At 61.7% G+C, this 14763-nt stretch carries 15 protein-coding genes; 11 read left to right on the top strand and 4 right to left on the bottom strand.

Going from position 1 to position 14763, the window contains the following annotated elements; genetic code table 11:
- Position 1: 1 nt before the first annotated feature.
- From RCCGE510_RS13735 to RCCGE510_RS13720, 4 genes are all read left to right on the top strand, one after another.
- Complete coding sequence (locus RCCGE510_RS13735; RefSeq protein ID WP_037078622.1) at positions 2–1114, top strand: iron ABC transporter permease; 1113 nt, start codon at positions 2–4, stop codon at positions 1112–1114.
- A 10-nt stretch (positions 1115–1124) separates the two neighbouring features.
- Positions 1125–1919, top strand: coding sequence for a heme ABC transporter ATP-binding protein (locus tag RCCGE510_RS13730; protein ID WP_007630760.1), 795 nt, complete (start codon positions 1125–1127; stop codon positions 1917–1919).
- 150 nt (positions 1920–2069) lie between these two features.
- Positions 2070–2414: a DUF883 family protein gene (locus RCCGE510_RS13725; protein ID WP_007630759.1), complete on the top strand. Its 345-nt coding sequence runs from the start codon at positions 2070–2072 to the stop codon at positions 2412–2414.
- A gap of 9 nt (positions 2415–2423) precedes the next feature.
- Complete coding sequence (locus tag RCCGE510_RS13720) at positions 2424–2825, top strand: hypothetical protein (protein ID WP_007630758.1); 402 nt, start codon at positions 2424–2426, stop codon at positions 2823–2825.
- A 314-nt stretch (positions 2826–3139) separates the two neighbouring features.
- Here the strand turns inward: RCCGE510_RS13720 and RCCGE510_RS13715 are convergent, their stop codons facing one another.
- Positions 3140–3697 carry an RNA polymerase sigma factor gene (locus RCCGE510_RS13715; protein ID WP_007630757.1) on the bottom strand — a complete coding sequence of 186 codons (558 nt, stop codon included), beginning with the start codon at positions 3695–3697 and terminating at the stop codon, positions 3140–3142.
- Positions 3698–3707: 10 nt separating this feature from the next.
- Complete coding sequence (locus tag RCCGE510_RS13710; protein ID WP_007630755.1) at positions 3708–3914, bottom strand: NepR family anti-sigma factor; 207 nt, start codon at positions 3912–3914, stop codon at positions 3708–3710.
- 254 nt (positions 3915–4168) lie between these two features.
- On the opposite strand from RCCGE510_RS13710, the gene RCCGE510_RS13705 reads away from it, so the two are divergent.
- The 4 genes from RCCGE510_RS13705 to preA all read left to right on the top strand — a co-directional run bounded on the left by RCCGE510_RS13705 (position 4169) and on the right by preA (position 9266).
- Positions 4169–4963: a response regulator gene (locus tag RCCGE510_RS13705; protein WP_003581798.1), complete on the top strand. Its 795-nt coding sequence runs from the start codon at positions 4169–4171 to the stop codon at positions 4961–4963.
- Between the two features lie 191 nt (positions 4964–5154).
- Positions 5155–6150, top strand: coding sequence for a sensor histidine kinase (locus tag RCCGE510_RS13700; RefSeq protein ID WP_192815309.1), 996 nt, complete (start codon positions 5155–5157; stop codon positions 6148–6150).
- 425 nt (positions 6151–6575) lie between these two features.
- Complete coding sequence (locus RCCGE510_RS13695) at positions 6576–7937, top strand: NAD(P)-dependent oxidoreductase (RefSeq protein WP_007630753.1); 1362 nt, start codon at positions 6576–6578, stop codon at positions 7935–7937.
- Positions 7938–7952: 15 nt separating this feature from the next.
- Entirely contained in the window at positions 7953–9266 is a 1314-nt protein-coding gene (preA, locus tag RCCGE510_RS13690) for an NAD-dependent dihydropyrimidine dehydrogenase subunit PreA (protein WP_007630752.1), read from the top strand.
- A gap of 74 nt (positions 9267–9340) precedes the next feature.
- Here the strand turns inward: preA and ftrA are convergent, their stop codons facing one another.
- Positions 9341–10342, bottom strand: coding sequence for a transcriptional regulator FtrA (gene ftrA, locus RCCGE510_RS13685; protein ID WP_007630751.1), 1002 nt, complete (start codon positions 10340–10342; stop codon positions 9341–9343).
- A gap of 69 nt (positions 10343–10411) precedes the next feature.
- Here ftrA and RCCGE510_RS13680 point away from each other — a divergent pair, with 69 nt between their 5' ends.
- The 3 genes from RCCGE510_RS13680 to RCCGE510_RS13670 all read left to right on the top strand — a co-directional run bounded on the left by RCCGE510_RS13680 (position 10412) and on the right by RCCGE510_RS13670 (position 14081).
- Entirely contained in the window at positions 10412–10822 is a 411-nt protein-coding gene (locus tag RCCGE510_RS13680; RefSeq protein WP_007630750.1) for a rhodanese-like domain-containing protein, read from the top strand.
- Positions 10823–10977: 155 nt separating this feature from the next.
- Positions 10978–11514, top strand: a complete 537-nt coding sequence (locus RCCGE510_RS13675; RefSeq protein WP_007630748.1) for a biliverdin-producing heme oxygenase — start codon at positions 10978–10980, stop codon at positions 11512–11514.
- Positions 11511–14081, top strand: a complete 2571-nt coding sequence (locus tag RCCGE510_RS13670) for an HWE histidine kinase domain-containing protein (protein ID WP_007630747.1) — start codon at positions 11511–11513, stop codon at positions 14079–14081. The genes RCCGE510_RS13675 and RCCGE510_RS13670 overlap by 4 nt, the downstream gene beginning before the upstream one ends.
- A gap of 2 nt (positions 14082–14083) precedes the next feature.
- Here RCCGE510_RS13670 and RCCGE510_RS13665 read toward each other — a convergent pair whose 3' ends face one another.
- Positions 14084–14761, bottom strand: a complete 678-nt coding sequence (locus tag RCCGE510_RS13665) for a TetR family transcriptional regulator C-terminal domain-containing protein (RefSeq protein ID WP_007630746.1) — start codon at positions 14759–14761, stop codon at positions 14084–14086.
- Positions 14762–14763 lie beyond the last annotated feature (2 nt).

Genomic DNA, 14763 nt, shown 5'->3' with positions numbered 1-14763 from the left:
CATGACCCTGCCGCAAGCCATGATGGAACGAAGGCGACCATTCCCGATGGTGGAGATCCGCAGAAATCGGCAGGCGGGCGACAGGACACGGCTCGCCTTGCTGGTCGTCGCGCTGCTCGTCATCGGCGCGGTCTTCTCGATGCTGTTTTCGGTAACGACGGGCGCCTCGGATGCCTCGATCCTCGACGTTATCGGCAACATGGCCGGCTCTGAGACGGCGCTGAGCGCCCGTGACCGGATCATCATCTTCGATATCCGCCTTCCCCGCACGATCCTCGGCTTCCTGATCGGCGCCTCGCTGGCCGTCTCCGGCACAGTGATGCAGGGCCTGTTCCGCAATCCGCTGGCAGATCCCGGCCTCGTCGGCGTCTCCTCCGGTGCAAGCCTCGGCGCGGTCACGATGATCGTGCTCGGCGGCGGCCTTGCAGCTCCGCTTCAAGCGCTTCTCGGCATCTATGCCCTGCCGGCGGCCGCCTTTGGCGGCGGTCTCGTCACGACGCTGCTGCTCTACAGGATCGCCACCCGTCACGGTCAGACCTCGGTGGCGACGATGCTGCTTGCCGGCATCGCTCTCGGTGCGCTCGCAATGGCGATGACAGGACTGCTGATCTACATGGCCAACGACCAGCAACTGCGCGACCTGACATTCTGGAGCATGGGCTCGCTTGCCGGCGCCACATGGACGAAGATCGCCGCCGCCAGCCCGATCATTCTGTTGTCCTTCACCACCCTGCCCTTCATGGCTCGCGGCCTCAATGCCATGACACTCGGCGAGGCGGCCGCCTTCCATATGGGTGTGCCGGTGCAGCGGCTGAAGAATATCGCGATCGTTGGCGTCGCCGCGGCGACCGGCGCGTCCGTCGCCGTCAGCGGCGGCATCGGTTTTGTCGGCATCGTCGTGCCGCATATCCTGCGGATGGCGATCGGGCCGGACCATCGTTTTCTGCTGCCGGCCGCAGCCCTTCTCGGCGGCTCTCTGCTGATCTTCGCGGATGTCCTGGCGCGCACCCTGGTCGCGCCTGCCGAACTGCCGATCGGCATCATCACCGCGGCGGTCGGCGGACCCTTCTTCCTGTGGATCCTGCTCAAGCAGCGTTCGCGGCTGGCCCTGTGAGTAACGTTTAATGATCGAAGTTTCCGGCGTCTCGGTGCGCCTTTCCGGCAAGGCCATCATCAGCGACGTCGCCTTCACGGCAATGGCCGGCGAGCTGACGGCGATTGCCGGGCCGAACGGCTCCGGCAAAACGACGACGATGAAGGCCATCTCCGGCGAACTTGCCTATGGCGGCTCGGTGCGCATCGGCGGCAACGAGGTCAAAGGGCTGTCACCCTGGCAGCTTGCAGCCGTTCGTGGCGTGCTGCCGCAGGCAAGCACCATCTCCTTTCCCTTCACCGTGCGAGAGATCGTCCGCATGGGCCTGACATCAGGCCTCAACCTCAATCCCGACAAGGCCGAGCAAACGGCCGCCGCGGCACTTTCCTCCGTCGACTTGACCGGCTTCGAAGGCCGTTTCTATCAGGAACTCTCCGGCGGCGAGCAGCAGCGCGTGCAGCTTGCCCGCGTGCTCTGCCAGATCGCCGAGCCTGTCGTCGAAGGCAAACCCTGCTGGCTATTGCTCGACGAGCCGGTCTCAAGCCTCGACATCAGCCACCAGCTGACGATCATGACCCTTGCCCGCAATTTCTGCGAACGCGGCGGCGGCGTCATCGCCGTCATGCATGATCTCAACCTGACGGCGCTCTTTGCCGACCGGGTCGTGCTGATGAAATCCGGCCGTCTCGCCGCCGCCGGCAGCATCGGTGACGTGTTGACGGATGACACAATGCTGTCGGTGTTCGGCTGCCCGCTGCGGATCAACCAGGTGCCGGCCGACGGCACGCCCTTTGTGCTCGCCCACAGCGCCGTTTCCCAGCGTTAAAGCCAGCGCCCGGCGGAACTTTTGATCGCCAGGCACGTTTTTGGGCAGTGATCTGGGTCAATGCCGGGCGATATTATTCATGCAACGAACGGTGGTGACCCCAGTGCGAAATAGGCGGGCTTGCGCGCGCCCCAGCCAATGGAGACAGCCATGAGCTATTCTATCTTCCAGTCCGGCCGCAGCCGCCGCAACGGCACCTTCCACAATCTGGAATCCGGTATTGAGGAGCAGGTCGAGGCGCTGCGCGACGAACTCGCGGAACTAACCCGCCTCGTCGGCAAGAGTTCACGCCACCAGGGTGAAAAAATCCGCAGTCAAGCCGGTGCCGGTTATGAGGAACTGCTCGGCCGCAGCGAGGATCTGCTACGCGAATTGCAGCACGGCTACGAACGTAGCGCGACCGAAATGCGCGAGACCGTCCGCAAACATCCCTTGGCCACGATCGGCGCCGCAGCCGCTTTCGGCCTTGCTATCGCCTTCCTTGCCCGGCGCTGAGGACGCGCGATGCTGTTTTCGATCCTCAGCCTGGTGACGGGCGCAAACGTGCAGCGGACCGTTGCGCGCGCCAAGCGCAATAGCATCTTCATCGCGCTTGCCGCCCTTTGTCTCCTCACCGCCTACGCGCTGGCCGTCACCGCCGGCGCCATCTGGCTCGCCGGAATCTACGGCGCGTTCGCCGCCGTTCTCTTCCTGGCGGCGGGCGCATTGCTGATCGCTATCATTGCCTTGGTGGCAATGGCGGTCATGAATGCCCGGGAGAAACGTCGCGCCCGCGAGCGCCGCGCGACGATGGAATCCTTAGCAGCTGTTGGCCTCGGCCTCATCCGCGCCCAGCCGCTTCTGACCGCCGGCGTGCTAGCGGCATTCGTGGCAGCCAATCTGGTGGGTTCGAAGCGCGAGGATTGAGGAGGGAGAAGTGGCATGTTCTCCGACCGTATGCGCGGAGAATGGACGCGGACGCCACCCCCATCCTCCCTCATTCCTGTGCGTGTCACAGGAATCCAGCCACGGCGCCTCCGCGCCGTGAATGAGCCGACACCTTAAAAACGGGGAAAGTCTTTCGCGCCCAAGGACTTGGGCGCGCTGGATTGCTGTAACGGGCACAGGAACGGGGTGGAGAGGTTAGCGCCCGCATAGAGCTTGCGCACGCGGCAGCCTCGCGCTCCCGACAACGCAAAAAAGCCGGCGCCTCAACAGGCGACCGGCTTCTCAATCGCTCATCAGAACGCAAACGCCTTCGACGTCAGCGGCGCCGAGGTGGCGTCGGGGCCGAAATCGGCCTCGCCGGATATCTGCAGCAATTCCTGCAGCCGCTGGCGGGCGCGATTGACGCGGCTCTTGATGGTGCCGACAGCACAGCCGCAAATCTCGGCTGCCTCCTCGTAGGAGAAGCCTGAGGCGCCGACGAGGATGATCGCCTCGCGCTGATCCGGCGGCAGTTGGTCGAGTGCTTTTTTGAAGTCCTGCAGATCGAGCGCGCCATATTGCGAGGGGTGCATCGCCATGGATTCCGTGAACAGCCCGTCGCTGTCCTGGACCTCGCGGCCGCTCTTGCGCATCTGACTGTAGAGTTCATTACGCAGGATCGTGAACAGCCAAGCCTTCATATTCGTGCCCATCTCGAAATGATCCTGCTTGGCCCAGGCCTTCATGATGGTGTCCTGCACGAGATCGTCGGCACGATCATGCCGCCCGATGAGCGATATTGCGAAGGCGCGGAGACTTGGGAGGGCCGCCAGCAGTTCCCGCTTGAAGCTGGGTTGCGCTTTGTCTTCCATGCGCATGATCCTATTCGGCCATCTTGGCAGAAGCCATCATTTCGGCATGGTCGAGCTTTTCGAGAAGATCGAGAAAACGATCAGGAATCGCTTCCTCCTGCGCAGAGGCATAGAGCGACCGCAGCCTGACGCCGATCTGATTGTTCGGGTCCAGGATATCGCTTGCCCGCAGCTCCAGCTTGCGCTGATCGGCTGCTTCTTTCTTGCGTGTAGTCATCAATTCGTCTTCTCGCCGGTTGTCTGTTGGGGCGTGCATGGGATCGATCACGATTTCAACCATCGACACCGACCTTCCGATTGTCGATGTCGCTGGCATCTTTTGTTGCATGGGTCAAAACGCTACGCCCTTTCCTCGTCGGCTGGAATAATGCGGCGCGACAAAAAAAGTTCCTGCCGTTCCGGAACTTTTTTATCAAGGTGACGTTTACCGCTCATTGAAGCCAATGACCGGCCTGCATACGGGAGCCCTTAATGACACTTTCCACTCGAATTGCGCCGCACCTTCCTTATCTGCGCCGCTATTCCCGCGCCCTTACCGGCACTCAGACTTCGGGCGACGCTTATGTCGCCGCCGTTCTCGAAGCCATCATCGCCGATCTCACGATTTTCCCGGATACGGCGAATGACCGGGTGGCACTCTACAAACTGTTTACGCAATTGTTTGGTTCCACCGCGGTCCAGATTCCAGAACCGACCTCGCCCTATGCCTGGGAACAGCGCGCCACGCTCAACCTTTCCAAGGTTTCGCCGGGCGCCCGTCAGGCTTTCCTGCTTGCCTCCGTAGAGAATTTCCGCGTCGCCGAGATCGGCGAAATCTTGGAACTCGACGAACAGGATGTCATGCGTCTGCTCGACATGGCCTCGCAGGAGATTTCCCGTCAGGTCGCAACCGACATCATGATCATCGAGGACGAACCGCTGATTGCCATGGATATCGAGCAAATGGTCGAAAGCCTCGGCCATCGCGTCACCGGTATTGCCCGCACGCACGCCGAGGCCGTTGCGCTCTACAACAAAACCAAACCGAGCATGGTTTTGGCCGACATCCAGCTGGCCGACGGCAGCTCCGGCATCGACGCTGTCAACGACATCCTCAAGACGTCCAGCGTGCCGGTGATCTTCATCACCGCTTTCCCGGAAAGGCTTCTGACCGGCGAGCGGCCTGAACCGACATTCCTCGTCACCAAGCCCTTCAATCCAGACATGGTCAAGGCATTGATTAGCCAAGCTCTTTTCTTCAACGAATCGACCAGAGTGGCCGCCTGATACGCAATTTCCCGGCCTTCGGAACCAAATCGCCAAAACAGGCGTTCCGGTGCTACCGGGACGCTCCGGTGGCTTTTAACGGTTTTTGCAGCGCTTTGTTCTAGAGTTGATGGGCGGCGTCTAATGGCGCTTCCTTCAGCGACGTTCAAGATGTCACAAGGAAAGGCGGCCGAGTGAATACGACGGAACCATTGTCCGGCATGCCTTTTACCTTCGAAGGCAAAGCCGCAATGATGGAACGCGCGCTCGGCAGCGCCGGGATTTCAATCCTTTGTCAGGACGCCCGCCTTTCAATCTTCTACGCCGAAAATCTGCCGCCGCATTTCGCAGCGCTCTTCATACCGGGCGGCGGAGATGCGGCTCTCTTTGGCGACGCGCACGGCCGGTATCTGACGGCACTGAAACACAAAGTGCTGGAAACCGGTATCCCCAACAATGCCGAGGTGGAGATCGACGTCGACGGCGAAATGCGCACTTATGAGCTAAAGGTACAACGCACCGGCGAACGCGGCACACACGGTCTTCTGTCGGTTATGGCTGAAGTCACCGAAAGCCGGCATCGTGAAAAAGTGTTGAAATCGCTGCTGCGCGAGCTCTCGCACCGCTCGAAAAACCTTCTTGCCATCATCCAGGGCATCGCCACCCAGACGGCGCGCAACACGCTCTCTCTCGACACCTTCCTCCTCAAGTTCCGCGGACGGCTGCAATCGCTTTCCAATTCGCAGGATCTGATTACAGATTCGAGCTGGCGCGGCGCCTATCTCTTCGAACTTGCCGAAAAGCAATTCGCCCCTTACTGGCCGGAAACAGCCGGTTCCATGCCGATCTACGGCATCAACGCTCACCTGACGCCGAACGCCGCCGTTCATCTTGGGCTCGCCCTCCACGAACTCATCGTCAACTCCGCCTCCTACGGCGCGATTTCCGGTGGCAATGCCTCGATCACGCTAAATTGCCGCGACGCCATGATCGGCGACAGGAAGGCGATCGAAGTAACCTGGGTAGAGGTGCTGCAGAACCAGTTGGAAGTCCACGAATTCAGCGACAACAGCTTCGGCCGCACCGTGCTGGAGCGTGTCGTGCCCTCGTCGGTCAATGGCAGGGCGGAGCTGAGCCTCGTGCCCGGCCGCATCGAATATCGCCTGACCATTCCGGAAAGCGAATTCGAAATCTTTAAGCGCGTGTGACAGCCCAGGAACACAAACCAGAAAACAAACCGTCGTATCCGGAAAAACAGCCGGTGCGAGGGCGGCGCACCGGCTGTCTTCACTCACCGGGAGGGGACCGTGAGTACGTCCGGATAGTGGGTTGGGGGCGCGCATGTTGGGTCGATGCGGTCACCATCCGGATATCGCAATAACGACGACACCCAGCATTGGTTCCCTTCTCCAACAAAAAAATCCGACTTTTTCGAATCTTTTTTTGGAAGTCCTGACGGTGACGCACGCCCTGTCGTTTCAGCGAAATCGACCGGTACAAATTAATAAGAGGAAACAGATAGTTATCTTAGGGCAAGCAGGAAAAGGTGCTCAAAATTTTACCGTTTGATAAATTTTTAAACCTGCGTTACGCTTTCCCTCACAGGCCGTTTACCAATAATGAGGGAACTTCAATGGAACGACTGGAAACTGGGATTCATGCCGGCCGGCTTTCGCCCGCCGAGTATGACGCTAATTTTTCCGATCTTCATCCGCGCCTCGACAATCATGAGGCGCTGGTCGCCGCCGACCGCTGTTATTTCTGTTACGACGCGCCGTGCATGACGGCCTGTCCCACCTCGATCGATATTCCGCTGTTCATCCGGCAGATTTCGACCGGCAATCCGATCGGCTCGGCAAAGACGATCTTCGACCAGAACATTCTCGGCGGCATGTGCGCCCGCGTCTGTCCCACCGAAGAACTCTGCGAACAGGCCTGTGTGCGCAACACTGCCGAAGAGCGGCCCGTCGAGATCGGCAGGCTGCAGCGTTATGCGACCGATGCCGCCATGCAGGCCGGCAGGCAGTTCTACGCCAGGGCCGAAGCATCAGGAAAGACGATCGCCGTCGTCGGCGCAGGCCCGGCCGGCCTTGCCGCCGCCCATCGTCTGGCCGTAAAGGGCCACACTGTCGTCATCTACGATGCCCGGGAAAAGTCCGGCGGCCTCAATGAATACGGCATCGCCACCTACAAGACGGTCGATGATTTCGCCCAGCAGGAAGTCGACTACATCATTTCGATCGGCGGCATCGAGGTTCGCCACGGCGCTCTTCTCGGCCGCGATTTTTCGCTCGCCGATCTGCAGGCGCAGTATGACGCCGTCTTTCTCGGTATCGGCCTTGCCGGCGTCAACGCGCTGCGCATCGACGGCGAAAACCTTGCAGGCGTCGACGACGCTGTCGATTTCATCGCGGCACTCCGCCAGGCTGAAGACAAGAGCGAAATCCCCATCGGCCGCCGGGTCGTCGTCCTCGGCGGCGGCATGACGGCGATCGATGCTGCCGTGCAGGCAAAGCTGCTTGGCGCCGAGGAGGTGACGATCTGTTACCGTCGTGGCAAGGAGCACATGAACGCATCGGAATTCGAGCAGGATCTGGCGAGCTCCAAGGGCGTCATCATCCGCCACTGGCTGGCGCCGAAATCGATCCTGCCGCAGGATGGCAAGGTTGCCGCCATCGAGGTGGAATATACCAAGATTCTCGAAGGCCGCCTCATCGGCACCGGCGAGACCGGCGTGATCGCCGCCGACCAGATCTTCAAGGCGATCGGCCAAAGCTTTGATGCCTCCGGCCTCGGTTCGCTGCGCATGGAATCCGGCCGTATCGCCGTCGATGTTGAAGGCCACACCTCACTCGATGGCGTCTGGGCCGGCGGCGACTGCGTCTTCGGCGGCAACGATCTCACGGTTTCCGCCGTCGCCCATGGTCGCGACGCAGCTGAATCCATCCATCGCACCCTCTCTGCAGCAGCCGCCCCGGCTGTCGCAGTTGCTTGAAGGGGAGAATGAACAATGGCTGATCTCCGCAATAATTTCGTCGGCATCAAGTCGCCAAACCCGTTCTGGCTGGCGTCCGCGCCGCCGACCGACAAGGCCTACAACGTCGAACGCGCCTTCAAGGCCGGTTGGGGCGGCGTCGTCTGGAAGACGCTGGGCGAGGAAGGCCCGCCTGTCGTCAACGTCAACGGCCCGCGCTATGGCGCGATCTGGGGCGCCGACCGCCGCCTGCTCGGTCTGAACAACATCGAGCTCATCACCGACCGCGATCTCTACACCAACCTCAGGGAAATGAAGCAGGTCAAGATGAACTGGCCGGATCGGGCGCTGATCGCCTCGATCATGGTGCCCTGCGAGGAAGAAGCGTGGAAGTCGATCCTGCCCTTGGTCGAGGAAACCGGTGCCGACGGCATCGAGCTCAACTTCGGCTGTCCGCACGGCATGTCGGAGCGCGGCATGGGCTCCGCCGTCGGCCAGGTGCCTGAGTATATCGAGATGGTCGTGCGCTGGTGCAAGCAGTACACCCGCATGCCGGTCATTACCAAGCTGACGCCCAACATAAGCGATATCCGCCGCCCTGCCCGCGCCGCCAAGGCCGGCGGCACCGATGCCGTCTCGCTGATCAACACGATCAATTCGATCGTCTCCGTCGATCTCGATAACTTCGCCCCCAACCCGACGGTCGGTGGCAAGGGCAGCCATGGCGGCTATTGCGGCCCGGCGGTCAAGCCGATCGCGCTGAACATGGTGGCCGAAATTGCCCGTGATCCCGAAACCTACGGCCTGCCGATCTCGGGCATCGGCGGCATCACCACATGGCGGGACGCCGCCGAGTTTCTCGTTCTCGGCGCCGGCAACGTCCAGGTCTGCACGGCGGCGATGACCTATGGCTTCAAGATCGTGCAGGAGATGATCACGGGCCTTTCCGACTGGATGGACGAAAAGGGTCATCGCAGCCTGGACGACATCACCGGCCGCGCCGTGCCCAATGTCACCGACTGGCAGTATCTGAACCTCAACTACATCGCCAAGGCGAAGATCGACCAGGACGCCTGCATCAAATGCGGCCGCTGCTATATCGCCTGCGAGGACACCTCGCATCAGGCGATCACCAACGTCGTCAACGGCGTTCGCCATTTCGAAGTGATGGATGAGGAATGCGTCGGCTGCAATCTCTGCGTCAGCGTCTGCCCGGTCGAGAACTGCATCACCCTGGAGCAGCTTCCCGCCGGCACCCTCGACAAGCGCACCGGCCGCACCGTCGACCCGAACTACGCCAACTGGACGACGCACCCGAACAACCCGATGGCCCGCCAAGCGGCGGAGTAACGATCTGCAGCGCCGCGGAAAACATTGATCCGCGGCGTTGGATCTCGCCGGCAACGTTCGCAGAGTCAGCCCGTCTATCCGCCAAATGACTTCCGATAGGCATGCGGACTCGTGCTCAGCCGTTTGCGAAAATGATGTCGCATCGTCGCCAGCGTGCCGAAACCGCTGGCGACGGCGATGTCGTCGAGCGATACCGCAAGCTCCTTCTCGAGAAGATCGCGGGCATGCCGCATACGCTCCTTCAGCAGCCATGCGCCGACACTGAGACCCGTCGTTGCTTCGAAGCGTCGTTGAAAAGTACGCATGCTCATGCCGGCTCTTTTGGAAAGCAGGCTGATCGGCTGCTCCTCAGAAAGGCTTCCGCGCATCCATTCGATCAGCGGGCTCAGGCGGACGCCCTCGCGTTCCTCTGGAACCGGCGCGTGGATAAACTGCGCCTGCCCGCCTTCGCGGTGCGGCGGCACGACAAGGCGGCGGGCGACGCTGTTTGCGGCTGTCGAACCGAAATCGCCGCGCACCACATGCAGGCAGAGATCAATGCCGGCGGCACTGCCCGCCGCCGTCAGCAGGCTGCCCTCGTCGATGTAGAGAACGGTGGCGTCAAGTGCGATGTCTGGATAACGGGCGGCGATAGAGGCCACATAGCGCCAATGTGTCGTCGCCCGGCGGTTGGCAAGCAATCCGGATCCGGCAAGAACCGCAACGCCGGAGCAGAGCGACATGATGCGCGCGCCGCGTTGATGCGCTGCCCTCAGCGCTGCGGCGAGCGGCTCCGGCACCGGCGCATCGATCGCCCGCCAGCCGGGCACGACGATCAGATCCGCCTCGTCGAGCACCTCCAGCCCCGTATCGACCGCGACCGTCAGCCCTCCGGCGGCGCGAAGCGGCCCCGGTTCGATGCCGCAGACCGAGAAGCGATACCAGTCTTCGCCCATCTCCGGGCGCGGCAGGCCGAAGACTTCGTAGGTGATACCGAATTCGAAGGTGCAGAGCCCGTCATAGGCAAGGGCTGCAACCAGCGGTCCTTTGGTCTGCTGTGGTAATGAGTTTGGCATGATCTTTACGCTATCGGTCATGATGGCCAGTTTCGCAAAGTTCTAGCATCGGCGATACCAGGCGACAATTGCCCTATGAAAGGAAAAACGATGCCAAGCCCCGTCGCCGAATTGCCCGCCGCAGCCCCCGATGCTGCCGCCGCCCATTATGCCGCCAAGCTCGCCTTCGAAACCGACTGCTCGGATGTCCACGCCGCCTTTGCCGGCGGCAGGGTCGATTTCATCCTCCTCGACGTGCGCTCGCCGGCACTGTTTGCGCAGTCTCACGTACCGGGCGCGATCAACCTGCCGCATGGCAAGATGACCGCGCACCGCATGTCGGAATGGGCAAAGGACACCCTCTTTGTCGTCTATTGCGCCGGTCCTCACTGCAACGGCGCCGACAAGGCCGCCTTTCGTCTGGCCACGCTCGGCCTCAGGGCCAAGCTGATGATCGGCGGCTTGACCGGCTGGGCCGACGAGGGCTTGACCTTCGAAAGCGAAGCGATCGCCGGCGCATAGGAGCGCACGGTTCATAATCAACCGGACGTAAAAGGAGGAGAAGCCCATGTTTTTTCTATGGGTTTCCCTGGAAATACCAGGATGCTGCAATATATCGCTAATTTGCCATCCCCATGAACGGCATCAGATGCCATTTCACCTAGAACACGGTCCGCATGTCACTTCGCAGCGTGCTCCGCGCACAAACAGCAGATTGCCACGCCGAGGTCGACAAGCTTTTCGGCACGTTCGATCTCTCCAATAGACAGCAGTATAGAACATTCCTGCAGGCACATGCCCGGGTCATACCTGCGTCCGAAGACGCCCTCGAGGATGCGGGAATTGCCCGCCTGCTGCCCGACTGGCCGGAACGACGGCGCACGCAAGGGCTGCTCGCCGATATCCGGGAGTTCGGCGATTCGTTGCCCCCGTCCCTTCCGCCGCCGGCATTGCACAGCGAGGCAGCGCTCTGGGGCGCCCTCTACGTGCTTGAAGGCTCCAAACTCGGCGGCGCCGTGCTTGCCAAGACCGTGGCCGATCACCTGCCCAGCAGCTACCTCAGCCTTCAAGGCCCGAAGGGCGCCATGAGGAGCTTCATGGATCGTCTCGATGCCAGCGATCTAGACGATCCCGCCGCCGCCATTTCGGCGGCACGCAGCATCTTCGACCTCTTCCTCAAAGCCGGGCAACTCGAACTGGAAGCCGTCCCATGAGCGGCTCGTATGAACCCGTCGATCTCACCAATTGCGACCGTGAGCCCATCCATCAGCTTGGATCGGTTCAGCCCTTCGGCTTTCTCCTGGCGATATCCTCGGACTGGATGGTCACGCGCGCCTCGGCAAACCTGGCAGAGTTCCTCGGCATTGCGCAGCCCGACGCGCTCGGCCGGCCTGTCACCTCGCTGATCACGCCCGAGGCACTCCACACGATCCGCAACAAGCTGACCACGTTACGCGGTTCCGACGTCGTCGAGCGCATTTTCGGCATTGCCCTGACGCCCGATCAGAACAGGTTCGATCTTGCCGTGCACATGAATGAAGGCGGGGTCATCGTCGAAGGCGAGCGCTGCCAGGAAGATAGGCGCAACGCCCCCTCCCTCTCTATGCGCAGCATGATGTCCCGCCTCGACCATACGGAAACCATGGAGGCTTTCTTTCGCGACGGGGCAAGGCAGGCGCGCGCCCTGACCGGCTTCGATCGGGTTATGGTCTATCGCTTCGACGACGGCGGCTCCGGCGAGGTGGTGGCAGAAGCTGCCCGGGCCGGCATCGGCTCGTTCCTCGGGCTGCACTATCCGGCGTCCGACATTCCGGTGCAGGCGCGGGCCCTCTATCTGCGCAACCTGTTCCGCATCATTGCCGATGTCGACGCCGTCCCGGTTCCGATCCTTCCTGAACGCGATGAGCATGGACAGCCGCTCGATCTCTCCATGTCGGTCTTGCGTTCGGTCTCGCCGATCCACATCGAATATCTGAAGAACATGGGCGTTGGCGCGTCGCTCTCCATATCGATCGTCGTCGACGGTAAGCTCTGGGGTCTGTTTGCCTGCCATCATTACGGCCCGCGCCTGCCCTCGGCTGAAAGCCGCTCCACCGCTGAACTTTTCGGCCAGATGTTTGCGTCACGCCTCGAAAGCCGCGAACGGCGGCTGGCGCTCGACTACGAGACCAAGGCGCGTCGCATAGCCGACCGGCTTCTCACCTCCGTCGCCGACAATGCCAGCCTGCTTGATGATCCGGCCTGGCTGATCGAGGCGCTCGCCGACGCCATTCCCGCCGACGGCATCGGCGTCTGGATCAACGGTCGGTTGGCGCTTGCCGGCATCGGGCCGGATGAGAAGAGCTTCGCAACCCTCGTTCGCCATCTCAATCGCAACGCCGCCGGCCGCATCTATGCCGTAGACAGGCTCGCCGAGACCTATCCGGATCTCGGGGTCGACGAGGCTGTCGCAGGTATGCTCGCCATCCCGATCTCGCGTTCCCCCCGCGATTATGTCGTGCTTTTCCGCCAGGAGTTGGTGCGCACCGTCCGCTGGGGCGGCGACCCGCACAAGCCGGTTGAATATGGTCCGAACGGCCCGCGGCTGACGCCGCGCAAGAGTTTCGATGCCTGGTCAGAACTGGTGCGCGGTCGCTCGCTCCCCTTTACCGCGGCCGAGCGCCGTGTCGCCGAAACGATCCGCGTCACGCTGATCGAGGTGGTGCTGCGTCTCACCGATGAGGCCAGCATGGCGCGCCAGACCGCAAACGAGCGCCAGGAACTGCTGATCGCCGAGCTGAACCACCGCGTCCGCAACATATTGAGTCTCATCACCGGGATCATCCGGCAATCGCAGACGACCTCGGTCAGCGTTGGCGACTACATTCGCCAGATCGAGGGCCGCGTCCAGTCGCTCGCGCGTGCCCACGACCAGATTACTCGCGATCACTGGGCGCCCGCCTCGCTGCGCCAATTGCTGCTGGCCGAGACCGCCGCCTATCTCGGGAAAAATGCACAGCGCATCCAGATGAGCGGCGAGGACGTGCTCTTAGAACCGCAGGCCTTTTCCACCGCCGCCCTCGTTTTCCACGAGCTGATGACCAACAGCGCCAAATATGGCAGCCTGTCCGGCACCGGCAGCGGCACCGTCCAACTCGGCTGGCACCGCGACGACGACGGCAATCTGCGCATTGCCTGGCGCGAAAAGGATGGTCCGCCCGTCATCGAACCCAAACGCCACGGCTTCGGTTCAACGATCATCCGCCGTTCGATTCCCTACGATCTCGGCGGCAAGGCCGAAGTCCGCTACAACAAGGATGGGGTCGAAGCGGATTTCTGTATTCCGGCGCGGTATGTCGTCAAAGCAACGAGCGAACAGCCAGATCCAGTTCCGGATGGCGCGGCCGGTCGTAAGACGATCCCCGACGATCATCAGCCGCTCTCCGGCCTGAAGGTACTGTTGGTGGAAAACAATCTGATCATCGCCATGGATGGAGAGGACATCCTGCGCCGCCTGGGTGCCGACGTGGCAACGGCGCCAACTGTCGCCGAAGCGATGGAAATCCTGGCCGGTCATTCTTTCGATCTGGCGCTTCTCGATGTCAATCTCGGCGACGAGACGAGTTTCGGCATTGCCGACCGATTGGCAGCTGACGGCGTGCCCTTCGTTTTTGCCACAGGCTATGGAGAAGGCATTGCCCAGGCGAACAGCCATTCCGACGCGCCTGTGTTGCAGAAGCCCTATACGATGGAAGGCGTGATGAACACCCTGGTCCGGGTGCCGCTTCACAAAAGGCAATAAACTCAGGTTTCGAGACGATCCGGTCGCAGCCCGCCGATAAAGAGCTGCTCCAGAAACCGCGCCGCATCCTCAAAGCGCCCTTCGCCGGAATGTTCCTGCCCCAGCACGGCACGGACCTGGACGTCGAAATCCGCGTAGTGCTGCGTCGTCGACCAGATGGAAAAGATCAGGTGGTACGGATCGCATTTGGCAATCTTGCCTGATTTCGCCCAGGCACGGATAACCTCCGCCTTCTCGTCGACCAGTTCCTTCAGCGGCCCCTTCAACTCGTCTTCGATATGCGGCGCCCCCTGCAGCACCTCATTGGCAAAGAGCCGGCTTTCACGCGGAAAGTCGCGGGCCATCTCCAGCTTGCGTCTGATGTAGCTGCGGATTTCCGTCTCTGGATTGCCCTCGGCATCGAAGGCGCGCAACGGCTCCAGCCAAGTGTAAAGCACCCGGTCGATCAGCGCCCGGTGCATCGCTTCCTTGGTGCGGAAATAATAGAGCAGGTTGGGTTTCGACATGCGGGCCACCTCGGCGATCTGGTCGATGGTCGAGCCGCGGAAGCCGCTTACCGAAAATACGTCGAGCGCCGCTTCCAGGATCTGCTCTTCTTTCTCCTCCTGGATTCGCGTCCGCCTCAGGGTTTTCGCTGCTCTCGGTATGGTCACAGGCTGTTGTTTCCCCTTGAAATTCAACT

The sequence above is a fragment of the Rhizobium sp. CCGE 510 genome, from assembly GCF_000292525.1.
Taxonomy (GTDB): domain Bacteria; phylum Pseudomonadota; class Alphaproteobacteria; order Rhizobiales; family Rhizobiaceae; genus Rhizobium.
This window is presented reverse-complemented; position numbering and strand designations above follow the sequence as displayed.